Genomic DNA, 18250 nt, shown 5'->3' with positions numbered 1-18250 from the left:
CGCTTGGGCAGCGGGGCGATGGCGGAGACGGACGTCCGGTCCGCCGCGGGGGTGCGCACGGCCGGCTGGTCCGCGGGCGGGACGCCGGGCACCGGGGTGTCCGCCGTCTCCGGCGTGAGCGCGGGCCGGGGTACGTTCCTGACGGACCGGCGGGGCGGTGTCGTACCGGCCGGGGCGAGGGTCTCCAGCACCTCCGAGGGCACCAGCACCACCGCGCGGACACCGCCGTACGGGGACGGCCCCAGGTCGACATGGAAGCCGTGCCGGTCGGCGAACCGCCCCACCACCGCGAAACCGGTCTGCGGGATCTCGCCCACCTCGCCGACCCCGAGGAGCCTGCGTCCGGAGACGATCTCGCGCGCCTCGGCGAGCCGGTACTCGTCCAGGCCGAGTCCGCCGTCGTCCACCTCGATGACCGCGCCGCGCTGCACCGTACGCACCGTCACCGGCACATTCGTCCGCGGCGGCGAGTACTCGGTGGCATTGGCGAGCAGCTCGGCCAGCAGATGCACCAGCGGCTCGACGACCGCGGGCCGCACCCCGATGTCCGGGTCGCCGGTGACCTCGATACGGCGGTACGCGACGATACGGCCGGACGCGGCCCTGACCACGTCCACCAGTGCGAGCGGCTTCTGCCACTGCTGTCCCGGCCACTCGCCGCACAGCACCTTCAGGCTCTGGGCGTGCCGGGCCTGCTGGGTGGCCGCGTGATCCACCCGCATCGTGGTCTCCAGCAGATCGGCGTCGCCGGGATAGCGGTCGGCCAGCCCCGTCACCGCGGCCTGGATCCGGTGCGCCGAGGTCTGGACCCGGCTCGCCAGCTCCACCAGCGCGAGGCGCTGCGACTCCTCGCGGTGCTCGACCGAGTCGGCGACCTCGGCCAGCAGCCGGTCGAACCATCCGGCCACCGTGTCGCCCAGCCGGCCGCCGCCGGTACGCGGCGGCACCGGGATCTCCGTCCGGCTGAGCGCGGCGGGCAGCCGTTCCTCGACGAGGTGCTCGGCCTCTCGCCGTACCAGCTCGGCCTGTTGCTCCAGCCGGGAGCGCCAGTCGGCCTCGCGGCGGGCCGCGGCCTCCTCGGCGCGCCGGTGCAGGCCGCGCAGATTCACCAGCGAGACCAGCACCAGCAGCGTGACCACGCCGTATGCCACGGCCGCGCCGGTGTGGACACGCGCGAGGGAGACCACCGCGGCGGCGAACGCGGTGCCGGTCATGACGAGAGTCACCGGCCAGGGCCACGGCGAGGTACGGAAAAGACGTGAGGGCGCGGGGGAACGTGCCATGGAAAACCTTCGAGTTGGCTGAAAAACGTGGTCCGGCTCGGGCCCTGTCCGCCGGACAGGACCTCATTCACCCGGCGGAAGTCACGGGCGGCGAAGGCAGCGGGAAGCCGGTATGAGCGCCGGACGGGCGGGCGCGGGGCGCTGGGCCCCTGTGGCCTCGGCACGGACATACGGCTTGATCATGGGTAGAACTACCTCTTCACCGGACGCTGTTGGGGGATCGTACAACCCCCGCCCTCACACGAAGTCACATCCCGGCCACATGGGGTCACGGCAAGAGGGCGGCCCGGACCTGGCCGTTCACGGTGACGGCCAGGTGGCGGGCGGCGAGACCCGAACGCGAGGACGTACGCGCTCAGCGCTTCATACGGTCGATCTGGCGGATCTTGTTCGTCACGTCCAGGGCGGCGACCTTGTACGACTCGGCCAGCGTGGGGTAGTTGAACACCGCGTCGACCAGATAGTCGACCGTGCCGCCGCACCCCATCACGGCCTGTCCGATATGGATCAGCTCGGTCGCCCCGGAGCCGAAGCAGTGCACACCGAGCAGCCTGCGGTCCTCGGGCGACACCAGCAGCTTCAGCATGCCGTGCGCGTCCCCGACGATCTGGCCGCGGGCCAGTTCCCGGTACCGCGCGACCCCGACCTCGAACGGCACCCGCTCATCGGTGAGCTGGTCCTCGGTCCGGCCGATGAAGCTGATCTCCGGAATGGTGTAGATGCCGATCGGCTGGAGGTGGTGCATCGCGTTCACCGGCTCGCCGCACGCGTGGTACGCCGCCACCCGGCCCTGTTCCATCGAGGTCGCGGCCAGCGCCGGGAAGCCGATGACATCGCCGACCGCGTAGATGTGCGGAACCTCGGTGCGGTAGTGCTCGTCCACCGTGATCCGGCCGCGCCGGTCGGCCGAGAGCCCCGCCTTGTCGAGGTCGAGTTCCTCGGTCATGCCCTGCCGCCCGGCGGAGTACATGACCGCGTCGGCGGCTATCTTCTTGCCGCTCTCCAGGATGGTGAGCGCGCCCTGCTCATGCCGCTCGACCGCCGCGACCGTCTCCCCGAAGCGGAAGGTCACCGCCAGATCGCGCAGCCGGTACTTGAGCGCCTCGACCACCTCGACATCGCAGAAGCCGAGCATCCCCTCGCGCTGTTCGACCACGGTGATCTTGCTGCCGAGGGCCGCGAACATGCTGGCGTATTCCATGCCGATCACGCCCGCGCCGACGATGACCATGGACCGGGGCACCCGCTCCATGCTCAGCACGCTGTCCGAGTCCAGGACCGTACGGTCGTCGAACTCCACGCTCGCCGGGCGGGCCGGGCGGGTTCCGGTGGCGATGACGATGTGCCCGGCGGTGAGGACCCGCTCCTGGCCCGATCCGTCCCGTACGGCCACCGTGTGGTCGTCCACGAACCGGCCGGTGCCCGAGAGCAGCGTCACCTGGTTCCTGGCGAGCTGGTTCCGTACGACATCGACCTCCAGGCCCATCACATGCTCGGTACGGGCGGTGAGATCCGCGACGGTGATCTCTTCCTTGAGCCGGTAGCTCTGGCCGTACAGGTCCCGCTGGGTGAGCCCTGTGAGATAGAGCACCGCCTCGCGCAGTGTCTTGGAAGGGACGGTTCCGGTATGGATGGAGACGCCGCCGACCATGTTGGGCCGGTCGACGACGGCGACCCGCCGGCCGAGCTTGGCCGCCGCTATGGCGGCCTTCTGGCCGCCCGGTCCTGATCCGATGACAAGCATGTCGAAGTCGGGCACGGGAGGAGTCTGTCAGCCGCGGGTGTTTCCCGGAAGGGCGGACCAGGAGGTGATTCGCCCGCCCGGGACCTGCCGTGTTCACTCGCGGTGCGAGCTCTACGGTGAGACCCGTCCGGTCCGCCGCAGAGGCGCGCCGTATCCAGGGAGGATGACAAGTCAGTGGTTCTGAAGACGTTCAGGTGGGCTTTTCTCGTGACCGCCGCCGGCCTCGCGGCCGGGGCGCTCTACGACGGGTGGGCCGCCCTGGGGATCGTCGCGATCCTGGCCGTCCTGGAGGTGTCGCTGTCGTTCGACAACGCGGTGATCAACGCCGGGATCCTGAAGCGGATGAGCGCCTTCTGGCAGACGGTCTTCCTCACGGTGGGCGTGCTGATCGCGGTCTTCGGGATGCGGCTGGTCTTCCCCGTGGTGATCGTCGCGGTCACCGCGAAGATCGGGCCGGTCGAGGCGGTGAACCTCGCGCTGAACGACAAGGACCGCTACCAGCAGCTCGTGACCGACGCGCATCCGGCGATCGCCGCCTTCGGCGGGATCTTCCTGCTGATGATCTTCCTCAACTTCATCTTCGAGGAGCGGGAGATCAGGTGGCAGGCATGGCTCGAACGGCCGCTGGCCAGGCTCGGGAAGATCGAGATGCTCTCGGTCTGCATCGCGCTGATCGCACTGGTCGTCGCCGCCATGACCGTCGCCACGCATGCCCACCAGCACGGCGGCGGGCACGCCGACAAGGCACAGACGGTGCTGACCGCCGGGGTCGCCGGACTCATCACGTATCTGGTGGTGGCCGGGCTGTCCGGCTTTTTCGAGAACCGCATCGAGGAGGAGGAAGCGGAGGAGGAGGCCGAGGAGGAGGCGCGTGAGGAACGCGTGAAACGCGGCCTCGGGAACGGGGCGGTGGCCGCGCTCACCGGCAGGGCCGCGTTCTTCACCTTCCTCTATCTGGAGGTCATCGACGCCTCGTTCTCCTTCGACGGCGTCATCGGCGCCTTCGCCATCACGAACGACATCGTGCTGATGGCCCTCGGCCTCGGGATCGGCGCGATGTACGTACGGTCGCTCACCGTCTATCTGGTCCGGCAGGGCACCCTCGACGACTACGTCTATCTGGAGCACGGCGCGCACTACGCCATCGGCGCGCTCGCCGTGATTCTTCTCGTGACGATCCAGTACCAGGTCAGCGAGATAATCACGGGCCTGGTCGGGGTGGTCCTGATCGCCTGGTCCTTCTGGTCCTCGGTCCGCCGCAATGCCCGGCTGGCCCGTCTTGCCGAGGGGACGGAGAAGACGGGCCCGGCCCGCGCCGATTGACGTAGGACCTCTCGTTCGGATCTTGCTGGGCTCAAACGGAGGACCCTAGCCGTCGACGACGCTGAAGAGCCCGCCGTCCGGGTCGCGGAGCGTGGCCTGCCGGCCGGAGTCCGCCGGGGCCGGAGGGATGACGACGATGCCTCCGGCGGCGGACACGGCCCGGGCCGCCGCGTCCGTATCGGCCACCCGGAAGAACACGTGCCAGCGCGGCCGGATCTGCGGGTCGGGGGCACTGCCGATGGCTCCGCCGCGCAGCGCCGCCACCGTATGCGTACCGTCGCGCACCAGGACCTCGTGGTTCTCGTACTGCACCTCGCAGCTCTCCCGCTCGTCCGAACCCCAGACCAGGACCTGCCCGTAGAAGATCGCGGCCGCGAACGCGTCCCGGGTCCGCAGCTCCAGCCGGGCGGGCCCGCTGCCGCACCCCACCGACCAGCCCGGCAGGGTTCTGCCCTCCCAGAGGCCGAACACCGCGCCGTCCGGGTCGGCGGCCAGGGTCGCTCGGCCGGTGGGCATGGCGAGCGGGCCGATGGCGACGGTGGCGCTCCGCTCCCGGACCCGGGCCGCGGCCGTGTCGGCGTCGTCGACGAGGAAGTACGGGGTCCAGGCCACCGCGGTCCCCAGGGTCGGGGCGAGCGCTCCGATGCCCGCGACCGGGCCCCCGCCGGCGGACGGTCCGGCGAGCGCGACCCGGAACTCCGGGCCGAGGGCCGTGGGCCGGAAGGTCCAGCCGAGGACCGCGCCGTAGAAGTCCTGCGCGGACTTGAGATCGCCGGCCATCAGGCTCACCCAGCAGGGCGCTCCCACCACCGCGTGTCGTGTCGTCGGCACGGCTCAGCGCCCCATCGCGCGGTCGAGATTGATCGCCGAGCTGATCAGGGCGAGATGGGTGAACGCCTGCGGGAAGTTGCCCAGGTGCTCACCGGTGAGCCCGATCTGCTCGGCGTACAGGCCCACATGGTTGGCGTAGGTGAACATCTTCTCCAGCGCCAGCCGTGCCTGCTCCACCTCACCGGCGCGGGCCAGCGCCTCCACCCACCAGAACGAGCAGATGGAGAAGGTGCCCTCGGTGCCGATCAGCCCGTCCGGCGACTGCTGGGGGTCGTACCGGAACACCAGACTGTCCGCCACCAGCCGCTCGCCGATGGCGCTGATGGTCGACAGGAAGCGCGGGTCGATGGGCGAGACGAACTTGACCATGGGCATCAGCAGCAGGGAGGCGTCCAGGATGTTATCGGGCTCACGGCCGTCCTCGCCGGCGAGCCGCTGCACGAAGGCGCGCTCCCGGGAGTTCCAGCCGCGCGCCATGATCTGCCGGTAGATGCTGTCCCGTACGGCGGTCCAGTGGACCAGGTTCCCGGGCAGCCCGCGCTGGCGCGCCATCCTGATCATGCGCTCGACCGCGACCCAGCACATCAGCCGTGAGTAGGTGTGGTGCTGCTGGCCGGCCCGGGTCTCCCAGATGGACTCGTCGGTGATGTCCCAGTGGTCCATCAGCCACTCCAGGATGTCGCACAGATCCGTCCAGCTCTCGTGCGAGATGCCCATGCCGTACTTGTTGAACAGATAGATCGAGTCGATCAGTTCGCCGTAGATGTCGAGCTGGCGCTGACCGCTGGCGTTGTTGCCGGTCCGCACCGGGCGCGAGCCCCGGTAGCCGTCGAGATGCCCGAGCTCCTCCTCGGGGAGATGGGCGTGTCCGTCGATCGAGTACACGACACGCAGCGGGCCCTCGGCGCCGTCGGGCTCCGCGCTGCGCAGCCGGTCGGTCAGCCAGTCCATGAATCCCTGCGCCTCCTGGGTGAACCCCAGCCGCAACAGGGCGTACAGGGAGAACGCGGCGTCCCGGATCCATACGTACCGGTAGTCCCAGTTCCGCGCGCCGCCCACCTGTTCGGGCAGCCCCATGGTGGGCGCGGCGATGATCGCGCCGGTGGGCTCATGGGTGAGCAGCTTCAGGGTCAGCGCCGAGCGGTGGACGGTCTCGCGCCAGCGTCCGGTGTAGGTGGACTGGCTCAGCCAGCGGCGCCAGAAGGCCACGGTGGACTCGAAGAGCGCCTCGGCGGCGACCGCGTCGACCGCGCAGGGATCGGGCTCGGCCACCGAGCCGTCGGCCCCGCCGGCCGTCTCCAGATCGAACAGCGCGGTCTCGCCCGCGAAGAGCTCGAACTCCGCGTGGGCGTCCATGCCGTCGAAGGCCAGGGGTACGGAGGAGCGCAGCCAGAGCGTGAGGGACTCGCCGACGAACCGCACGCCGTCGGGCATCCGCTCCAGCCGGTGGGGGTCTCGGCCGTAGTTCAGCCTCGGCGCGATCCGTACGGCGAGCCGCATCCGGCCCCGGACGTTGACCACTCGCCGGACCAGGCGCTGGCGGTGCTTCGGGTCCCGTTCCCGTACGACCGGCATGAAGTCCTGGACCTCGACGATGCCGTCGCCGGTGAGGATCCGCGTGATCAGGATATTGGTGTCGGGGAAGTAGAACTGGTTGCGGGTGGCGCCGTCGCACATCGGTGAGATGTCCCAGAAACCGCCGCGCTCGGTGTCGAGCAGGGACGCGAAGACACTGGGGGAGTCGAAGCGGGGGGCGCAGAACCAGTCGATGCAGCCGTCGGTGCCGACCAGTGCGGCGGTCCTCAGATCCCCGATCAGACCGTGCTCGGCGATCGGCAGATAGCCGTCCTCGGGCCGGCCGGGGGCAGGGGTGTCCTGATCGGTGTTCCGATCCGTGTCCTGATCGCTTTTCACCCCGCCAAGTCTCACGGACCGGGCACGGACCCGCATGTCGGTATACGTCCGGTCGGCCGAAGGCGGACTTCTCGGCCGGGAGGTGAATACCGCTGTTCGCACAGTGGGCAGAAAACACCACTCGTGGGCACCGGGCCGGACATGACCGCGGAGTTCCGAAGCCGGGACGGGAGGGCCGGCACAAGAAGTCCGGGATACGGCGGCGAGAGGACCGTGACCCGGATTTTCCGTCCCGAACGTGCGGTTTTCCCCTGGGCGTCGGACCGCGGTCCGGGGGATTTCCCGCCGGGGTTTGCGGTGACGGCGGTGCTCGACGTTGTGTTCCGGCCGGGGCCGAGGCCGAAATCATTCCTTCGGCGCGTCTGTCCGGCGGACGACGACGGCGCACGGCCGTGCCAGGACGCGCGGGACCCCGTTCGCGGTCGGCACCTCAAATCCCCTGCTCCGACGGTGACTTGGACGGTGACCATCGGTGGCCTACCCGTCGGTAGCCAAGTTGTAACGGCATGGTCACTTCGTTCTCATGGAAATGCGGTAGGGGGCTGCGGATTTCTGAACCGTGGTCATCCCGTTTCGCATATCCGATATACGAGTGTTCGATCTGCTTCGGTCGTGACGAAATGCCCGGCACTCAAAGAGTTTTGCGTGTCCGAGGGGGTTACGTCACGCCCCGTAGGCGCTACCTTCGAGGGGGCGAATAGGGGCCCGGGATGCTGTGACCTTCGGCACAGGCATCGACCCGAATGAAGACTCTGCATTTCATTGGCATGACAGCGTGATATCGCGCATGTGAGCCCGGGATGGCGCCCTTGAAAAACGTCCCTTTGCTGTCGGCTCATTGAAAATCTTCCGCCACTCGGAGTGATCGGATATCTACCGAGGGTGATGGGTTGCTGAGTGTGACCGGTTGACCCCGGGGAAGCCCGGCCAGTTAACTACCCGCCGGTAAACCCCCCACTGATTCGGGAGACTTCATGCGGATGCCGGAGCCCGGCGTGTCCATTGACTTCTCGCTGACACACTCGGTCATCGTCGTCAATCCGCTGCACCGGCCGTCGCCACGGCTGACGGCCGTCGCCGCCCGATCGGGCGCGACCGGCGTGCTGGAACTGTCCGATGACCCCCGGGACGTCGCCGACGCGCTCGACCGCACCTGCCGCTGGTCGTCGCTGCCCTTCGGAGTCCGGATCCGGCCCGGCTGCACCGCCACCGACAGTGACCTGCCCGCCCCGGTGGACACCGTGCTGCTGGCGGACCCCGCGCGGTCGCCCGCCGAATTCCCCGGCCGCCGGGTCCTGGTGGAGGTGACCGATCCGGCGGGCGCCGCCCGGGCCGCCGCCGCGGGGGCCTCCGGGCTGATCGTCCGCGGTGCCGAAAGCGGAGGCCGGGCGGGCGAGTTGAGCACCTTCGTCCTGCTGCAGCGAATACTTGCCGACCCGTCCCTCACCCTGCCGGTCTGGGCCTGCGGCGGCATCGGACCCCACACGGCCGCCGCCGCGGTCGCCGGAGGCGCGGCCGGTGTCGTCCTCGACACCCAGCTCGCGCTCTTCGACGAGGCCGGGCTGCCCGCCGAGATCACCGCCGCGCTCACCGGGCTCGACGGGTCGGAGACCGTGCTCCACCACGGGACGCGCGTACTGCGCCGCCGAGGCCCCGGGGCCCCCGAACTCCCGGCGGATCCGGCCGAGTTCGCGGACCGGATCGGCAGTGACGATCTGCGCACCCAGTTCCTGCCGGTCGGCCAGGACGCCTTCCTCGCCGCCGCATTCGCCCGGCGCTGGGGAAGCGTGGGCGAGGCGGTCCGGGGTGTCCGGGCGGCGATGACCGCCGCCGTGGAGGACGACGAGCCCGTCGCCGCGCTCGCCGCCGGATCCGCGGGTGCCCGGACCCTGGGCACCCGGCTCCCCGTCGCGCAGGGGCCGATGACCCGGGTCAGCGACGAGCCCGCGTTCGCCGCCGCCGTCGCCGCCGGGGGCGGACTGCCGTTCCTCGCGCTGGCACTGGCGAGCGCGGAACGTACCCGCTCGATGCTGGAACGCACCCGCGAGGCCCTGGGCGACGCGCCCTGGGGGGTCGGCATCCTCGGATTCGCCGACGAGGAGATCAAGGCCGCGCAGCTCGACGTGGTACGGGAGCTGAAGCCCACCCACGCGATCATCGCGGGCGGCAGGCCCGCGCAGGCCGCCGCGCTGGAGGCGGAGGGCATCACCACCTTTCTGCATGTCCCCTCGCCGGGGCTGCTGCGGCAGTTCCTCGCCGCCGGGGCGCGCCGGTTCATCTTCGAGGGCGCCGAGTGCGGCGGGCATGTCGGACCGCGCAACAGCTTCCCGCTCTGGGAGGCCCAGACCGACATCCTGCTCGACTTCGTCGCCGAGACCGGAGCGGACGCGGCCGGTGAGCTGACGGTGCTCTTCGCCGGCGGTATCCACGACGAGCGCTCCGCGGCGATGGCCGCCGCCCTGGCCGCCCCGCTGACCCGCGCCGGAGTCGCCTTCGGGGTGCTCATGGGCACCGCGTACCTCTTCACCGAAGAGGCAGTCACGGCCGGTGCGATCCAGCCGCTGTTCCAGCGCCGTATCCTCGCCGCCGAGCGCACCGACCTGCTGGAGACCGCGCCCGGACACGCCACCCGCTGTGCCCACAGCGCCATCACCGAGGACTTCGCGGGCCTCAAGAACGAACTGCGCGAGCAGGGCGTGCCCGACCGGGAGATCTGGGAGCGGCTGGAGCGGTTCAACGTCGGCCGGCTGCGGCTGGCCAGCAAGGGGATCGAGCGGGTCGGCGACGAACTGCGCCCGGTCGACGAGGCGCGCCAGGACAGCGAAGGCATGTTCATGGCGGGCGAGGTCAGTGTCCTGCGCTCCGCCACCACCACCGTCGCCGCGCTCCACCACTCCGTCGCCGACGGCGCCGCCGACTGGCTGCGCGCCCGCGCCGCCGAGCTGCGCCCCGTGTCCGGCCCCACCGGGGCCGCCGAGGAGCCCGCGCCCGCGCCGCTGCGGATCGCGGTGGTGGGCATGGCGGGCATGTTCCCCGGCGCCCCCGACACCGCCGAGTTCTGGGCCAACATCCTGGCGGGCAAGGACTGTGTGACCGAGGTCCCGGCCCACCGCTGGGACGCCGAGCGGTACTACGCGCCGGACGGCGACGGCGAGCGCACCCCGTCCCGCTGGGGCGGTTTCCTGCCCGAGATCCCGTTCGACCCGCTGCGGTACGGCATCCCGCCGGCGTCCCTGGCCAGCATCGAGCCCGTACAGCTCCTCGCGCTGGAAGCGGCGCGGCGGGCGCTGGCCGACGCGGGATACGACGGCGCGGGCACCGACCATGCCCGTACCTCCGTGGTGTTCGGCGCGGAGGCGGGCAGCGATCTGTCCAACGCGACCACCCTGCGCACGGTGCTGCCCGGCTATGTCGGCACCATCCCCGCCGCGCTCGACGAGCAGTTGCCCCGGCTCACCGAGGACTCCTTCCCCGGGATGCTCGCCAATGTCATCGCCGGGCGGATCGCCAACCGGCTCGACCTCGGCGGCGCCAACTACACCGTCGACGCTGCCTGCGCCTCCTCCCTCACCGCCGTCGACGTGGCCTGCAAGGAACTCGTCACCGGCACCAGCGACCTGGTCCTGTGCGGCGGCGCCGACCTGCACAACGGCATCAACGACTATCTGCTCTTCTCCTCCGTGCACGCGCTCTCCCCGACCGGCCGCTCCGCCACCTTCGACGGCGCCGCCGACGGCATCGCGCTCGGCGAGGGCGTGGCCTGCGTGGTGCTCAAGCGGCTCGCCGACGCCGAGCGCGACGGCGACCGTGTCTACGCGGTGATCGACGGTGTCGGCAGCGCCAGCGACGGGCGCGCACTCGGCCTGACCGCGCCCCGCCCCGCCGGCCAGCGCGCCGCGCTCACCCGCGCCTACCGCAACGCCGGGGTCTCACCCGCCGACGTCGGCCTGATCGAGGCCCACGGCACAGGCACGGTCGTCGGCGACCGCACCGAACTCGCCACGCTCACCGAGGTGTTCACCGAAGCGGGCGCGCGGCCCGCCAGTTGCGCCATCGGCTCGGTCAAGTCCCAGATCGGGCACACCAAATGCGCCGCCGGACTCGCCGGACTGATCAAGACGACCCTGGCACTCCACCACGGGGTGAAGCCGCCGACGCTGCATGTACGGGAGCCCAACGCGGCCTGGGACGGCGACACCAGCCCCTTCGTCTTCCACACCGCCGCCCGGCCCTGGGCCGCGGAACCGGCGGAGCGCATCGCGGGCGTCAGCGCCTTCGGTTTCGGCGGTACGAACTTCCATGTCGTTCTACGCGCGTACGATCAGCCGCCGGCCGCACACACCCTGGACACCTGGCCGGCCGAACTCCTCACCTTCCGCGGCAGGGACGCCGAGGCGGCCCGCCGGTCCGCGCGCGCCCTGCTGGACGTCGTACGGCGCGGCGGGGCATGGCGGCTGCGCGACTACGCGCGCCACGCGGCGCACCGCAGCGACCAGGCGGCCGGGCGGGGCGAGCGCGTATGGATCGCCCTGGTCGCCGACAGCCTCGACGGGCTCGCGGAACTGCTGCGCCGGGCCGCCGAGGGGGAGCAGGACCCGAAGGCCGGGCTCCACACGGCGGAAGGACCCACCGGCGCGAGCGAGGGCCCCGCCGCCACGGCCGGTGAACTGGCCTTCCTCTTCCCCGGGCAGGGCAGCCAGCGCCCCGGCATGATGGCCGAACTGTTTGTCGCCTTCCCCGAGTTGCAGCGCTACCTCCAGCTCGGCGCCCGCTGGGCCGACACGCTCTACCCGCCCGCCGCCTTCGACGAGGAGGGCAGGGCCGCCCAGCTCGCCCGTATCACCGACACCGCCGTCGCCCAGCCCGCGCTCGGCATCGTCGAACTGGCCGCCGCCGAACTGCTGGCCTCCCTCGGCGTACGCCCGGCCATGGCCGCGGGCCACAGCTACGGCGAACTGGTCGCGCTCGGTGCGGCGGGCGCGCTCGCGCCACAGGATGTCCTCACCGCCAGCGCGGCCCGTGCCGAAGCCATCCTGGCCCAGGTCGAAGGGGGCGACCCCGGCACCATGGCGGCCGTCACCGCCACGGCCGGACAGGTGGAGGAGGTGCTGCGGACGGCCGGGCTGGCCGGCACCGTCGTCGCCGCCAACCACAACTCCCCCGAGCAGACCGTCATCTCGGGCCCGACCGGGCCGATGGGCGAGGCGGTCGCCCGGCTGCGCGACGCCGGGTACTCCGCCAAGCCGCTCCAGGTCGCCTGCGCCTTCCACAGCCCGCTGCTGGCCGGCGCGGGCGACGCCTTCGCGGAGCGTCTGGCCTCGATGACCGTGTACGCGCCGGACTTTGACGTCTGGGCGAACCGTACGGCCGATCCGTACCCGGCCGATCCGGAGGCGGTACGGGCCGGGCTCGCCGCGCAGATCGGCGCGCCCGTCCGGTTCGCCGAGCAGATCGAGGCGATGTACGCGGCGGGTGCCCGCGTCTTCGTGGAGGTGGGCCCGGGCCGGGTGCTGAGCCGGCTGGTCTCCGCCGTTCTGGGCGACCGCCCGCACCGCACGGTTCCGCTGGACGGCGGCCGGGCAGCCGGAGCGGGGCTGACCGGCTTCCTCACCGCCCTGGCCCAGCTCGCCGTCAGCGGGGCGGATCTCCGTACCGGCCGGCTCTTCCAGGGCCGTGACGCGGTCGACCCCGAGACCGCCACCGCGGACCGGCCCGCGGGCTGGACCGTGGACGGGCAGCTCGTCCGCCGCGCCGACGGCACCATCCCCGCCAACGCCCTCCACCCCGCCAGAGCTGTTACGGAGCTGATCGTGCCGGAGAACCACGCCCCCCACGGCGCCGCCGCGTCCGGACCGGACGCCCTTGTCGCCGAGTTCCTGCGCACCAGCCGGGACCTGGTGGCGGCGCAGCGTGATGTGATGCTCAGCTATCTGGGCGGGCCGGCGGCTCTGCCGGCCGCCGAGCCCGTCGTCCGGCCGTTCGCGCACGCGGCGGCGGCCCCCGCGCTCACCGCTCCCACCGCGCTGCCTCCCGCGCCTCTTCCGCAAGCGGCCGTCGCGGCGGCCCCGGTGGCCGCACCGCCCGCCATGGACCGGGAGTCCGTCCTCGGCTCGGTGCTGGCGGTGGTGGCCGAGCGCACGGGATATCCGGTGGAGATGATCGAGCCGGAGCTTGATCTTGAGGCGGATCTGAGTGTGGATTCGATCAAGCGGGCTGAGATTGCTGGTGAGTTGGCGGTGCGGTTGGGTCTTCCGGCCGGTTCCAGCGCCGACCTGGACGGTCTGAGTGCCGCTCGTACGGCGGCCGGGATCGCCGCGCTGCTGGTCGGTGCGTTCGGCGAGGTGGCGGCGCCTGTCGCGAGCGCGGCTCCCGCAGCCGCGGGTGCACCGCCCGCCATGGACCGGGAGTCCGTCCTCGGCTCGGTGCTGGCGGTGGTGGCCGAGCGCACGGGATATCCGGTGGAGATGATCGAGCCGGAGCTTGATCTTGAGGCGGATCTGAGTGTGGATTCGATCAAGCGGGCTGAGATTGCTGGTGAGTTGGCGGTGCGGTTGGGTCTTCCGGCCGGTTCCAGCGCCGACCTGGACGGTCTGAGTGCCGCTCGTACCGCCGCCGGAATCGCCGGACTTCTCGTCACACTGCTCGCCGGTCCGGACGAGACGGCCGCCGCTCCCGCCGCACCGACCGCCCCCGCCCCGCCCACGGAACCGGCCGCAGCGGAGGCCGAGATCCTCGCCCCGCAGCGGCTGGAGTTCACCGAGGCCGAGCTGCCCGAGGTGACCGGCTCGATCCCGGACGGCAGTACGGTCCTGCTGCTGGGCGGCGGTGAGCTGGCTCCGGTCGTGGCCGAGCGGCTCCGCGCCGCCGGTGCCGTACCCACGCTCGTACCCGCCGGGGAGCTGCCCGGGATCACCGCCGACGCCGTGATCCATCTGGACGCCCTGGTCACGGCCGACGCGCCGCTGCCCGAGGCCTTCCCCCTCTTCCAGGCCGTGCTCGCCGACCCCCCGCGGCGGCTGCTCTCCGTCGAGCACAGGACCGAGGGCGCGGCCAGCGGGCTGCGCGGCTTCTTCCGCAGTGTCGCCCGCGAATACCCCGACCTCACCGCGACCCTGGTCGAGGTGGCGCCCGACGCCGGTCCCGAGGCGGTCGCCGAAGCCCTCGCCACCGAACTCGCCGCCACCGACCGCGAACCGGTCGTGCTCACCGACGGCCGCACCCGGCGCGCCCTGCGGCTCACCCCCACCGACCTGGGCGCGCTCGCCGCGACCGGCGCGGGCCCGGCCGGTGACGGTGTCGCCGAGGCCGAGGCCGCCGGGCTCGACCGGGACGCGGTCGTCCTGCTCGTCGGCGGCGCCCGTGGGATCACCGCCAGATTCGCCCGTACGATCGCCGCCGCCGGCCGGTGCCGGATCGAACTGATGGGCCGTACGCCCGTACCGGCGGAGACCGAGGACCCGGCGACCGCCGGGGCCGCGGACCGCGACGCGCTGCGCGCCGCCTTCCTCCGCTCCGGGATGACCTCGCCCGCCGAGGTCGAGCGCCGTGTCTCCGCCGTACTCGCCGAGCGCGAGGTGCGCGCGACGGTCGCGGACCTGCTGGCGCTCGGCAGCCGGGTCCGCTACCACTGCGTCGACGTCCTCGACACCGAGGCGGTCCGCGCCGCGGTCAAGGACATCCACACCGAGCACGGCAGGCTGGACGGAGTCGTCTACGCGGCCGGGGTCATCGAGGACAAGCTGATTGCCGAGAAGCCGGTCGAGTCGTTCCGCCGCGTCTTCACCACCAAGGTGGCCGGTGCCCGCGCGGTGCTCGACGCCGTGGACACCCTGCCCGAGGGCCCCCGCTTCGCGGTCCTCTTCGGCAGCATCGCGGGCGCCCTCGGCAACCGCGGCCAGTCCGACTACGCCGCCGCCAACGACGCCCTGGAGGAGCTGGGACGCCGCTGGTCCACCCGGGACCGGCGCGGTCTGACCGTCCACTGGGGACCCTGGGCGGCGTCGGAGACCAACGGCGGCATGGTCACCGCCGAGCTGATGCGCTCGTACGCGGCCCGCGGGATCAAGCTGATCGACCCCGAGGAAGGGCCGCTGAGCCTGCTGCGCGAACTCGCCTGGGGAGCGCCCGGGGTGCACGCCACGGTCTACACCGCGTCGGGCTGGTGACCGCCGTGCCCTCCCGTACCCAGTCCGGGCCCTCCCGCACCACGGCCGCGCCGGACCGCACACCGGCCGCCGCGCCCGTCGCGATCGTCGGCATGGCCGCGTTCTTCCCGGGCGCCGGTGACCTGGACCGCTACTGGCACAACATCGTCAACGGGGTCGACGCGATCACGGACGTACCCGCCGACCGGTGGGACGAGGAGTTCTACGCGCCGGGCGGGCCGCGGCGCAGCGACCGGGTGTACTGCCGACGAGGCGGATTCGTCGACCAGGACACCGAGTTCGATGTCGCCCGGTTCGGCATCATGCCCGCCTCCGTGGCCGGCACGGAGCCCGACCAGCTCATCGCGCTGGAGGTCGCCCACCGGTCCATCGAGGACGCGGGCGGGGAGCCCGTACTCCCCGCCGACCGGCAGCGCGCCGGGATCGTGCTGGGCCGGGGCGGCTATCTGACGCCCGGTCTGGTCCGGCTCGACCAGCGGGTACGGACGGCGGGCCAGCTCGCCCGTACGCTCCGCGAGCTGGCGCCCGAACTCGGCGAGGACCGCATCGAGGAGGTCAGGGCGGCCTTCGCCGGGCAGCTCGGGCCCGAACAGCCCGAGTCGGCGATCGGCCTGGTGCCCAATCTGGCCGCCTCGCGCGTCGCCAACCGGCTCGATCTGCGCGGCCCCGCCTACACCGTCGACGCGGCCTGCGCCTCCTCGCTGGTCGCGGTCGACCACGCGGTACGTGAACTGGCCTCCGGGCGCTGCGACGTGATGCTGGCGGGCGGTGTGCACCACTGCCACGACATCACGCTGTGGAGCGTGTTCAACCAGCTCGGGGCGCTCTCCCCGAGCGAGCGGATCCGTCCGCTGCACCGCGACGCCGACGGGGTCCTCATCGGCGAGGGCACCGGAGTGGTGGTGCTCAAGCGGCTCGCGGACGCCGAGCGCGACGGCGACCGGGTGTACGCGGTGATCTCCGGGACCGGCGTGGCCAGCGACGGCCGCTCCGCCAGCCTCCTCAACCCCGACCCCGGCGGCCAGGTACGCGCGGTCCGGCAGGCCTGGGACGCGGCGGGACTCGACCCGCGCGCCGCCGACGCCATCGGGCTGCTGGAGGCGCACGGCACCGCCACCGTCGCCGGGGACCGGGCCGAACTGGCCACACTCAGCGAGGTGTTCGGCCCCGCGACAGCGGACGGACGGGCCGCCATCGGTTCGGTGAAGTCCATGATCGGGCACACCATGCCCGCCGCCGGGATCGCCGGACTGATCAAGGCCGCGCTCGCCGTCCACCATGGCGTGCTGCCGCCGACCCTGCACTGCGACGAGCCCAACCCCGCACTGGAGGCCACCCGCTTCGAGCCGCTCGCGCGGGCCAGGAAGTGGGAGGACTCTCCCACCGGCACACCCCGCAGGGCGGGCGTCAACGCCTTTGGCTTCGGCGGCATCAACGCCCATGTCGTCCTGGAGCAGCCGGCCGCTTCGGCCGCCCGTACGGTCCGCTCGCCGCGTACGACGGTCAGCGAGCCCGAGCGGGTACTGCGGCTCGCCGCGCGGAACCCGGCGGAGCTGGCCGCGCTGCTCGACACCGACGACTCCGCGGTCCTGGCGGCCGGGCTCGACGAGCGCGCCTCCGAGGCGGGGCCGGTCAGGCTCGGCATCGTCGACCCGACCGCGCGCCGGCTGAAGCTGGCCAGGAAGGCGGTCGCCAAGGGCACTCCGTGGCGCGGGCGCAGCGATGTGTGGTTCAGCCCGAGCCCGCTGCTGGGCCCGGCCGGCGGGCTCACGGCGTTCGTCTTCCCCGGTCTTGAGGCCGAGTTCGAGGCCCAGGTGGACGAACTGGCCGACCGGTTCGGCCTCGACTGGCGCCCCGGGCGTGACACCCGCGTCGGCGACGTCGGACGGCACGGCGCTGCCGTCTTCCAGCTCGGCCGGATGCTGGACACCGCGCTGCGCACGCTCGCCGTCGTCCCCGACGCGGTCGCCGGGCACAGCGTGGGCGAGTGGACCGCGATGGCCTGCGGCGGCATCCACTCCGCCGCCGAGGTCGACGCCTTTCTCGCGGACTTCGACCCGGACGCGCTGCGGGTGCCCGGCGCGGTCTTCGGAGTCCTCGGGATGCCCGCCGACCAGGTCCTCGCCGAACTGGACGGGCGTACGGACGTGGTGCTCTCGCACGACAACGCGCCCAACCAGTCCATGGTCTGCGGCCCCGAGGAGGCCGTGACCGCCCTGATCCAGCTCTTCAGGACCAGGGGCGTGATCGGGCAGGTGCTGCCGTTCCGCTCGGGCTTCCACACCCCGATGCTCGCGCCGTACCTCGGCCCGATCCGGCGCGCCGCCGAGACGTACACCCTGCATCCGCAGACCACCCCGGTCTGGTCCGCGACGACCGCCGCGCGCTACCCGGACGAACCGGCCGCCGTACGGGAGCTGTTCGTACGGCATCTCCTCGAACCCGTACGGTTCCGGCAGCTCGTCTCGGCCATGCACGACGCCGGATACCGCGCCTTCGTGCAGCTCGGCGCGGGCCAGCTCGGCTCGCTGATCGACGACACCCTGGCGGGCAGGGACCGGCTGGTCGTCTCCGCGCACTCCACGGCCCGGGACAGTCTGGCGCAGCTCCGCCGGGTGGTGACCGCGCTCTGGGTGGACGGCGCGGCGCCCGACGTCGCCCCACTGCTGGAAACCGGCCGCGCGTCGGCGCCGGTGAAGGAGCGGCGCACGTCCGGCCAGAGGGCCGGGGGAGTCAGACTGGATCTCGGCGGGGCCCTGGTGTCCCTGCCCGAGGAGGCCAGAGGGGTCCTCGGCGCGACGGCCAGCCGTACCACCGCCGTCGCGGACGGCGGCGCGCTGGAACTGCTGGGCCGGGCGGGCGCCCGCTTCCCGGTCGCAGTCGAACTGGCCGCGCTCCTCCAGGACACGGCGGCCGCCGCCACCGAACTGATCGGCGCGGGCGCCGCCCGTCGGAGCGCCCCGCCCGCCCGGCTCCGTCCGCCCTGTCCC

Annotated in this window: 7 protein-coding genes; 3 read left to right on the top strand and 4 right to left on the bottom strand. The window is 72.4% G+C overall.

Annotated features, from left to right (window positions below):
- Together WH07_RS02220 and sthA are read right to left on the bottom strand one after the other, a co-directional pair.
- On the bottom strand, window positions 1-1214 hold a 1214-nt coding region (locus tag WH07_RS02220), incomplete at its 3' end, for an ATP-binding protein (RefSeq protein WP_232788680.1).
- A 424-nt stretch (window positions 1215-1638) separates the two neighbouring features.
- Window positions 1639-3042, bottom strand: coding sequence for a Si-specific NAD(P)(+) transhydrogenase (sthA, locus tag WH07_RS02215; RefSeq protein WP_046494619.1), 1404 nt, complete (start codon window positions 3040-3042; stop codon window positions 1639-1641).
- Window positions 3043-3201: 159 nt separating this feature from the next.
- Here sthA and WH07_RS02210 point away from each other — a divergent pair, with 159 nt between their 5' ends.
- On the top strand, window positions 3202-4350 hold the full coding sequence (locus WH07_RS02210) for a DUF475 domain-containing protein (RefSeq protein WP_046494617.1): 1149 nt from the start codon (window positions 3202-3204) through the stop codon (window positions 4348-4350).
- Between the two features lie 45 nt (window positions 4351-4395).
- Here WH07_RS02210 and WH07_RS02205 read toward each other — a convergent pair whose 3' ends face one another.
- Together WH07_RS02205 and WH07_RS02200 are read right to left on the bottom strand one after the other, a co-directional pair.
- Window positions 4396-5130: a VOC family protein gene (locus WH07_RS02205; RefSeq protein ID WP_046494615.1), complete on the bottom strand. Its 735-nt coding sequence runs from the start codon at window positions 5128-5130 to the stop codon at window positions 4396-4398.
- Between the two features lie 54 nt (window positions 5131-5184).
- Window positions 5185-7020, bottom strand: a complete 1836-nt coding sequence (locus WH07_RS02200; protein ID WP_046494623.1) for a glycoside hydrolase family 15 protein — start codon at window positions 7018-7020, stop codon at window positions 5185-5187.
- A gap of 1070 nt (window positions 7021-8090) precedes the next feature.
- On the opposite strand from WH07_RS02200, the gene WH07_RS02195 reads away from it, so the two are divergent.
- Window positions 8091-15260, top strand: a complete 7170-nt coding sequence (locus WH07_RS02195; RefSeq protein ID WP_232788679.1) for a type I polyketide synthase — start codon at window positions 8091-8093, stop codon at window positions 15258-15260.
- Between the two features lie 5 nt (window positions 15261-15265).
- Window positions 15266-18250: beta-ketoacyl synthase N-terminal-like domain-containing protein (locus tag WH07_RS02190; protein ID WP_408645789.1), on the top strand; the 2985-nt coding region annotated here is incomplete at its 3' end.

It is taken from the genome of Streptomyces odonnellii (assembly GCF_000981895.1).
Lineage (GTDB): Bacteria > Actinomycetota > Actinomycetes > Streptomycetales > Streptomycetaceae > Streptomyces > Streptomyces odonnellii.
The sequence above is the reverse complement of the archived record's forward strand: the minus strand, read 5'-3'. Positions and strand labels throughout refer to the sequence as shown.

Bases quoted from the DNA above. Each gene is read 5' to 3' on its own strand.
- WH07_RS02205 (WP_046494615.1), bottom strand. From the start codon at position 5,130: ATGGCCGGCGATCTCAAGTCCGCGCAGGACTTCTACGGCGCGGTCCTC.